Raw genomic sequence first — 4771 nt, 5'->3', positions numbered from 1 at the left:
AGCCGGCGTTCGGCCTCGTCGGCGGCGGCCTCGATGTCGGCGCCGGTGGCGTCGTCGTGGAAGTCGACCTTGGCGGCGACGAGGATGTCGTCGGGGCCGAGGAACATGGTCATCAGCGTGTCGATCCGGTCCACCGTCGGCACGTCCGCGAGCTCCCGTTCGATGCGCCGGTGCAGCCGGTCGGAGACCGAACGGCCGACCAGCAGCGAGATGTTGCTGCGGGCCAGCACGACGGCGACCACGAGCAGCAGCACGCCGATGAGGATCGAGGCGATCCCGTCGTACAGCTCGTCGCCGGTGAGGTGGGACAGGGTGAGCCCGGCGGCGGCGATCAGCAGGCCGACCAGCGCGGCGCTGTCCTCCAGGAAGACCGCCTTGACCGTGGTGTCGGCGGTCAGGCGCAGGTAGCGGCGCGGGGTGGTGCCCCAGCGGCGCGACTCTCCGCGCACCTGCCGCACCGCCCGGGCCAGCGACACCGACTCGATCGCGAACGAGACCGCCAGCACCACGTACGCGACGAGGTACTCGCCGCTGTGCTCGTGCACCAGGATGGTGGTGACGCCGTGGGTGATGGCGAAGCCGGCCCCGGCGACGAAGGTGAACAGCGCGGCGAGGAACGCCCAGACGTAGCTCTCCTTGCCGTACCCGAAGGGGTGCCGGGTGTCGGCGGGCCGCGCGCCCCGGCGCAGCGCCAGATAGAGCAGCACCTCGGTGGTGGTGTCGGCGAGCGAGTGGGCGGCCTCGGAGAGCATCGCCGCGGAGCCGGAGATCAGGCCCGCGACCAGCTTGGCGACGGCGATGGCGAGGTTCGCCGCGCCGGCCACCACGACCGTGCCGACGCTCTCGGTCTTGACCTCCGCTTCCACCATGCGCTCACCCTATGACCGGTCGATGCCCGTCGCCGGTCGGGAACACCTCCGCGCCGCGCCGCGCGGGTGCCCGCGCGCCATGCGCGGGCTGCTAGCGTTTGCACGTGTCCCGGACCCGTACCGAACGCCTGGTCAACCTGGTGATCTGCCTGCTGTCGACGCGACGCTTCCTGACCGCCGCGCAGATCGCCGCGACCGTGCCCGGCTACGAGCACGACCCGGACGACGCCAAGGACCACGAGGCGTTCCAGCGCAAGTTCGAGCGCGACAAGGCCGAGCTGCGTGAGCTGGGCGTGCCGCTGGAGACCGGCACGGCGAGCGTCTTCGACGCCGAGCCGGGCTACCGGATCGCGCCGCGCGCCTACGCGCTGCCCGACATCCCGCTCGAACCGGACGAGGCCGCGGCGGTGGGCATCGCCGCGCGGCTGTGGCAGCACGCCGGGCTGGCCGCTGCCGCGTCGTCCGGGCTGGCGAAGCTGCGCGCCGCCGGCATCGACGTGGACCCGCAGGCCACGCTCGGCCTGGAGCCCATGGTCACGGTCGACCCGGCGTTCGCGCCGCTGACCGCCGCTGCGCGGGACCGCCGCGAGGTCAGCTTCGACTACCGGGTGCCGGACCGGGACGCGCCCACCCGCCGCCGGGTGCAACCGTGGGGCGTGGTCTGCTGGCGCGGCCGGTGGTACGTGGTCGGTCACGACCTGGACCGCGCGGCGACCCGCTGCTTCCGGCTGTCCCGGGTGGTCGGCACGGTCCGGGCGACCGGCGAGCCGGGCGCCTACGAGCCGCCCGTCGGCGTCGACCTGATCAGCCACGTGGCCCGCTGGTCCGGGCCGGTGGAGCGCACCGGCCGGGCCACGGTGCTGGCCACTCCGGGCCGCGCCGCCGGGCTGCGCCGCTGGGCGGTGGAGTGCCAGGCCGGCCCGGACGGCGACCGGCTGGTGCTGCCGTACGCCGACGCCGACTACCTCGCCGGCCAGATCGTCGGGTACGGCCCGGACGTGCGGGTCCTGGAGCCACCGGAGGTACGGGAGGCGGTCATCCAGCGGCTGAAGGAGGTCGCCGCCCGGCACGACGAGCTGGCGACCGCCGGGGGTGCCCGGTGACCCGCCCGGCGGCCCGCGCCGGCCGTGCCTCCGCCGACCGGCTGGCCCGGCTGCTCAACCTGGTGCCCTACCTGCTGGCCCGCCCCGGCATCGAGATCGCCGAGGCGGCGCACGACCTCGGGGTGACCGAGAAGCAGCTCCGGGAGGACCTGGAACTGCTCTGGGTGTGCGGGCTGCCCGGCTACGGCCCCGGTGACCTGATCGACATGGCGTTCGACGGCGACCGGGTCACCATCACCTACGACGCCGGCATCGACCGGCCGCTGCGGCTCACCCCCGACGAGGCGCTGGCCCTGGTGGTGGCGTTGCGGATGATCGCCGAGACGCCCGGGGTGGCCAACCGGGAGGCGGTCGAGCGGGCGCTCGCCAAGATCGAGAACGCCGCCGGTGACCTGGCCGGCGCGCCGGTGGAGGTCCGCCTGCCCGGCGACAGCGCCCGGGTACGCGAGCTGCGCGCCGCCGTCGAGCGCGGCCGGGCGCTGCGGATCACCTACTACACCGCGGCGCGGGACGAGACCACCGAGCGCACCATCGACCCGCTGCGGATGCTGATGGTCGGCGGCCGGGCGTACGTGGAGGCGTGGTGCCGCCGTGCCGAGGCGGTGCGGCTGTTCCGGGCCGACCGGATCGACGCGGTGGCCGAGCTGCCGGAGCAGGCGGTCGTGCCGCCGCAGGCCCGCCCGCACGACCTCAGTGACGGCGTGTTCCGCCCGTCGGCCGACCTGCCGCTGATCACGCTGCGGATCGGCCGGGGCGAGCGGTGGATCACCGAATACTATCCGTGCGAGCGCGTCGAGGCCGACGGCGAGCAGTGGCTGGTGTCGCTGCGCGTCACCGACCTTGGGTGGGCCCGGCGGTTCGTTCTCGGGCTGGGCCCGGAGGTGACTGTGGTCGCCCCGGTCGAACTGGCCGAGCAGGTACGCGCCCAGGCCGTGGCCGCGCTCGACGCGTACGCGACCCCGGCCGGCACCGCCGACCCGGCGGCCGCCGGCGTCACCCGATAGGCTGACCGCCGTGGTGAAGTGGATCGTGCTCGGAGTCGTGCTGTTCGCGCTTGTCGTCCTGGCGCTGGCGGTCCGTCCGGTGGTGAGCCGCCTGTCCGGGCTGCGCCGTTCCGCGCTGGCGTTGCAGCGCCGGGCGGCCGAGGCGGAGTCGCTGCGTGCCGCCGCCGAACAGCTGCAGGCGCGGGCCGAGTCGCTCCAGGAACGGATCGTCGTCGCGCAGGAGCGGATGACGTTGATCAAGGCCAAGCGCGGCGACTGATCGACGGCCCCCGGCCCGGTGAGCGTCGTTTGCGCGTAACCGGGCGGTTGCGCGCAGAAATGCGCGGACCTGGACGGTTGACGGGACACTTCGGGTTGGTCGAAACTTCACCGATCGGGCTCGCACCAGCAGGCCCACCGGGGTGGCAAGCCGCTGCGACGCACGTACGATGGGCGGCGACCCACCCTCACCGACACAGAGCGACTGGAGCTTCCCATGGGTGCCCTCAAGCCGTGGCACATCGCCGTACTCGTGGTCGTGCTGATCCTGCTGTTCGGCGCGAAGCGGCTCCCCGACGCGGCCCGCTCGCTGGGCCGATCCCTGCGGATCATCAAGGCCGAGACCAAGAGCCTGCAGGACGACGACCGTAACCTCGCCGAGAAGGCGGACGCGCAGGCCGGCTACCAGCCGCTCCCGCCGCAGCAGCCGGTGCAGGGGCAGCCGTACGCGCAGCAGCAGCAGCCGTACACGCAGCAGCCGTACGCGCCGCAGCCGCAGCAGCCGGTCGCGCCGCCGGCCGACCCGGTGCAGCGCGTCCGCGAGAACTGATCCGAGAGGGCCCCAACCACCGTGGCCTTCGGGTTGAAGAAGCGCGGCCCGAGCAACTTCGCGCGGGCCGCCGACGGCTCGATGACGCTCATGGAGCACATCCGTGAGCTGCGCAACCGGCTGTTCCGGGCGTCACTGGCGATCCTGGTCGGCTTCGGCTTCGGCATCTGGCTGGCCACGCCGGTCCGGGTGTTGCTGTCGAAGCCCTACTGTGACCTGCCGCAGTCGATCGATCCGGAAACCGGCAAGTGCCTGTTCGTGCAGCTCGGCGTCGCCGACGTCTTCCTGCTGAATCTGAAGATCGGTCTCTGGGTCGGCCTGATCATCGCGGCGCCGGTCTGGCTCTACCAGCTCTGGGCGTTCATCGCGCCCGGCCTGCACCGGCACGAGCGGCGGTACGCGTACGTCTTCACCGCCCTGGCGGCCCCGCTGTTCGCGGCCGGCGCGGTGCTGGCGTTCTTCGTCACCACCAAGGGGCTCGAGTTCCTGCTCAACGTCTCCGGCGACGACATCGCGACCAACCTCGAGGTGACCCGCTACATCTCGTTCGTCACGAACCTGATCCTGCTGTTCGGTGTGGCGTTCGAGTTCCCGCTGATCGTGCTGATGCTCAACTTCGTCGGCCTGGCCAGCGCCAAGCGGCTGCTCAGCTGGTGGCGGGTGGCGGTGTTCGTGTTCTTCGCGTTCTCCGCCGTGGTCACGCCGACGCCCGACCCGTTCGGCATGACCGCGCTGGCGATCTGCCTCTGCGCGCTCTACTTCGCCGCGGTGGGGGTGGCGTTCATCAACGACAAGCGGCGCGGTCGCGGGCGTGAGGTCTACGCCGGCATCGCCGACGACGAGGTGTCACCGCTGGACCTGTCGACCGAGCCGGTGCCCGCCGGGGGCCGGATCGAGGCGTCCGAGCCGATCGGGGCGCCCGAGCCCGTCGTCGCCCCGAAGCCGATCGAACGCCGCTACGACGACATGACCTGACCGACCCCACTC

General features: G+C 72.9%; 6 protein-coding genes. 5 read left to right on the top strand and 1 reads right to left on the bottom strand.

The window, feature by feature from the left end; all coding sequences use genetic code 11:
• On the bottom strand, nt 1-869 hold an 869-nt coding region (locus KBX39_RS23470; protein ID WP_210872531.1), incomplete at its 3' end, for a cation diffusion facilitator family transporter.
• Between the two features lie 104 nt (nt 870-973).
• Between KBX39_RS23470 and KBX39_RS23465 the strand changes: the two genes are divergently transcribed.
• The 5 genes from KBX39_RS23465 (at nt 974) to tatC (ending at nt 4759) form a co-directional block, all read left to right on the top strand.
• A complete protein-coding gene (locus KBX39_RS23465) occupies nt 974-1972 on the top strand; it encodes a YafY family protein (RefSeq protein ID WP_113973691.1) in 999 nt (332 codons plus the stop codon).
• Nucleotides 1969-2976, top strand: coding sequence for a YafY family protein (locus tag KBX39_RS23460; protein WP_113973689.1), 1008 nt, complete (start codon nt 1969-1971; stop codon nt 2974-2976). Before KBX39_RS23465 ends, KBX39_RS23460 begins: the two co-directional genes overlap by 4 nt.
• 10 nt (nt 2977-2986) lie before the next feature.
• Nucleotides 2987-3235 carry a hypothetical protein gene (locus KBX39_RS23455; protein WP_113973687.1) on the top strand — a complete coding sequence of 83 codons (249 nt, stop codon included), beginning with the start codon at nt 2987-2989 and terminating at the stop codon, nt 3233-3235.
• Nucleotides 3236-3451: 216 nt separating this feature from the next.
• Nucleotides 3452-3784: a Sec-independent protein translocase subunit TatA gene (tatA, locus tag KBX39_RS23450; protein ID WP_113973685.1), complete on the top strand. Its 333-nt coding sequence runs from the start codon at nt 3452-3454 to the stop codon at nt 3782-3784.
• Nucleotides 3785-3805: 21 nt separating this feature from the next.
• The gene (gene tatC, locus KBX39_RS23445; RefSeq protein ID WP_113973683.1) at nt 3806-4759 is read left to right on the top strand and encodes a twin-arginine translocase subunit TatC; all 954 of its coding nucleotides are present in this window, start codon (nt 3806-3808) and stop codon (nt 4757-4759) included.
• Nucleotides 4760-4771 lie beyond the last annotated feature (12 nt).

Origin of the sequence: Micromonospora sp. D75, from assembly GCF_018070405.1 — a bacterium.
GTDB classification, from domain to species: Bacteria; Actinomycetota; Actinomycetes; order Mycobacteriales; family Micromonosporaceae; genus Micromonospora; species Micromonospora chalcea.
Note: the sequence above shows the minus strand (reverse complement) of the source record. Positions and strands in the feature narration are given on the sequence as shown.